The 3,388-nt window shown below is 38.0% G+C and carries 4 protein-coding genes; 1 reads left to right on the forward strand and 3 read right to left on the reverse strand.

Features of this window, described 5'->3' with window-relative positions; all coding sequences use genetic code 11:
- From Q7J67_06940 to Q7J67_06950, 3 genes are all read right to left on the reverse strand, one after another.
- Positions 1 to 174, reverse strand: a 174-nt coding sequence (locus Q7J67_06940; GenBank protein ID MDO9465014.1) for a prepilin-type N-terminal cleavage/methylation domain-containing protein, incomplete at its 3' end; no start/stop codon positions are given.
- Between the two features lie 99 nt (positions 175 to 273).
- Positions 274 to 1,470, reverse strand: coding sequence for a M20 family metallopeptidase (locus Q7J67_06945; GenBank protein MDO9465015.1), 1,197 nt, complete (start codon positions 1,468 to 1,470; stop codon positions 274 to 276).
- Between the two features lie 120 nt (positions 1,471 to 1,590).
- A complete protein-coding gene (locus Q7J67_06950; GenBank protein MDO9465016.1) occupies positions 1,591 to 2,232 on the reverse strand; it encodes a prepilin-type N-terminal cleavage/methylation domain-containing protein in 642 nt (213 codons plus the stop codon).
- A gap of 69 nt (positions 2,233 to 2,301) precedes the next feature.
- On the opposite strand from Q7J67_06950, the gene Q7J67_06955 reads away from it, so the two are divergent.
- On the forward strand, positions 2,302 to 3,388 hold a 1,087-nt coding region (locus tag Q7J67_06955; GenBank protein MDO9465017.1), incomplete at its 3' end, for an IS110 family transposase.

Below are 3,388 nucleotides of genomic sequence, written 5' to 3' on the forward strand. Positions count from 1 at the left end.
AGTTGCTATTAGTCCAATCTGCTTCAGGTTACTCATACATTTTATGCTCCTTGCCATTTCTCTTGCTTTAGCCAAAGCTGGTAGTAAGAGTGATGCAAGCAGGGCTATAACGGCTATTACAACAAGCAACTCAATAAGCGTAAATCCGTTCAGTTTTCTATATAACCTTATCATCGTGGCTTTCCCTCCTCATTACATTATTTTACCAATAGTTTCAGCTATTTCTCTCTCAATACTACCAATTTTCATTAGAAAATTATAGCATCTATTTTTCTAATGATAGTTAATCATAGTCAAGGCAATTATCTCTGTCGCTTGAAAGACTTGTTTTAACTCTATATATTCTGTATCAGTATGTGCCTGAGCAATATTCCCAGGTCCAAAAACTACTATAGGAATACCGTTTGCTGAAAATACTCCACCATCTGAAAAATACGACACACCTCTTTTTTTAGTTCTACCAATCACACATTTCACATTATCAGATAATATATTTACAATATTCTCTTCTGGATCTGTCATAAGAGGTAAATGATATCTAACATCAGTTATTTCTACTTTTAATCTCTGAGCTTTATATTTTAGTTTCTTAATATTTTCCTTAATGTCTTTAAGAATTTTAGGCTGATCATCTGATGGTAAGGTACGAATATCTATCTCAATCCGGCAAGTTCCTGGGACTATATTAACCTTCTCTCCACCTCTAATCTTTCCCACATTTATAGTGGTGCTACCCAGAACAGAATCCTTTTTTCTATTTAATTTATCAGTCAATTCATTCTCAATAAACTGAATGACTCTATTCATTTTGTATATAGCATTCTCTCCTTTTTCAGGTGTTGAACTATGAGCTGATTTACCTTTCACCATTAACTTGAACCATAGGCTTCCTTTATGACAAAATATAACATCAAGATTTGTGGGTTCTCCTACGATTCCTGCATCAACTCTAAAACCTGTTTTCATCAAATGGGTTGAACCTTCACATCCAGTCTCTTCACCCATTGTGGCTACAAAATAAATATCTGTATCTGGCTTGATCTTGTTAATCTCTAACAACTTCAATGCAGATAACATCGCAGCTATAGAACCCTTAGTATCGCAGGTACCCCGACCATACATTCGACCATTCTTTATTATTGGATTAAACGGTTCTATACTCAACTCGTCTATACCTACTGTATCCATATGTGCCTGAAGCATAAGACGTTTTGTCGAATTTCCCCCTTTGAGATATCCTATTACATTTGGACGACCATCTCTCACATAAATTTTTTCCACTTTCATATGTAAGTCTTTCAGATAGGCAGTAATATAGTTTGCTATATTATTTTCAGTTTTTCGTTTATCTGCCTCTTCTCTATTTGGATTATCACTTCTGATTGAAACAATATCACTCAAAAGTTTTATGATTTCCCCTTCACCTATCTTTTTTATCATTTTCTTTCCTAAAGTCTCTTTTCCTATCATCTGCCTCCGCATTATCTTTCATACTCTTTCATGTAACTTTTGATACTATCTAACATTTTAAAACAACTGATATCTTACTTATTACGCCCTCTCTAGCGAATTTGTTAACCTCCTTCATTTCTATCTATATGGCGATGACCTCAATCGTCCGCGAGGAGAAGGAACTTCAGGAAACTCTGAGGCAGGGCACCATTTAACATGACCGTCTAAAAAAACAAGATTTGCTCCATTATTATGTCTGCCAGTATCTATGTCATAACCATAGTTTCTAATCATCATACGGTAGGCTTCGTTTGATCCATAACCGTCAGCGAAAACCATTGTCCGCGAAGGCTCATCAATTTTACTTAGTCTGATATATCCTACGTAAATATCGCCGCCATGATGTCCTACATGCCAGTAGTTATAGCCATATGATATAGTGTTATAATCTATAACTGTACTCTTATTAGTATCACTGGGACATTTGAATACGCGTTGGTTTGTTCCAAGATTTTTGTTCAGGTAAACAGGCAATTGATCTGCCTTATACCACGCTGGACCGCCGTAATACGGTGCAGTTTGAAGGGGGACTACATAATCGTCATAGTCATTAGCATACATAACAAATGCCATATACATCTGTTTTAGATTACTAACACATTTTATTCTCCTTCCCATTTCTCTTGCTCCAAGAAGTGCAGGCAACAGCATTGATGCAAGCAGGGCTATAACGGCTATTACAACAAGCAGTTCAATGAGTGTGAAAGAATGTAGGGACATTAAGTGGTGTGTTACACTGCGGGTGGTTCCCTTGAACCAACTAACAATTAATTTAAAAGGAGAAACAAAATGACCCCAAAAACATCTGTTGGTATCGACCTTCACAAAGCCAGCCTCACTATCGGTGTTAGAGATAGTAGTGGATACCTTACTAACGTTACATCCATGTCTACGAAATGCGTTAATAAAATTACTCATTTATTTTCCATCCTTCCTACACCAGTTCATTGCGCCATCGAATCGGTTGGTATGTATGAATGGCTCTGGGAACTCCTTGAGCCAAGAGTTGACAAACTCATGCTTGCCGATGCTGTTGAACTTAGATACAGAGCCGGCAAAAGGCACGCCAAAACCGATAAAATCGACGCTAAATTTATCTCTCTTCTTGTTTTTAGGAACGAAATCCCACAGGCTTTTGTCCCTGATAAAACTATCAGAGAACTCAGAAGACTTGGAAGACACTGGCATAGTACTACTCATATGATGTCTACTATTAAAATCAAAATGCGTTGGATTCTTATGCAGCATAATTTTCCTGGACCTGGAAGCATCACAGGGGATTCCGCTCAGAAATGGCTCCTTGCTCGTGGAGATAAGCTCTCTCCAAATGCTTTGTTTTCTTTCTCTCAATTGCTTGAATCTATTGAACATCTGGAAAGGCAACGAATTGTTATCAGACGTCGTATTCTCAAATTCTGCGATATGGAACAGTTTAAGAAAGATGTTGCGTTGCTTAAAACTGTTCCCGGTATTGCTGATATTACAGCAGCTATCATCCTGGCAGAAGTAGCCGGCTTTCCGAGGTTCTATTCTGCTGATGCTATTGCTTCCTATACCGGACTTACTCAAAGAACTGAAGAAAGCGCTGGGAAAGTCTCTAGCAGCAATATCTCCAAAGCTGGCTCTGCTACTCTTAGATGGGTATTGTGTGAGGCTGCTAATACCTTGATTCGTTCTGACCCAACTTATAAGGCTATGTATAATCGTATTCTCAGCTCCACTAAGATTAGAGGAAAAGCTAAAGTTGCCATTGCTCAGAAACTTATTAGATGGCTTTGGAAGATGCATCAAACAAGAGAAGCTTTTAGAAGAGGAGGATCTACTAACCATAACAGGAATGCTAACAAGGCTAGGCAGGCCAGACTCATAGCCAAGC

The sequence above is a fragment of the bacterium genome (genome assembly GCA_030652805.1).
Taxonomy (GTDB): Bacteria; JAHJDO01; JAHJDO01; order JAHJDO01; family JAHJDO01; genus JAHJDO01.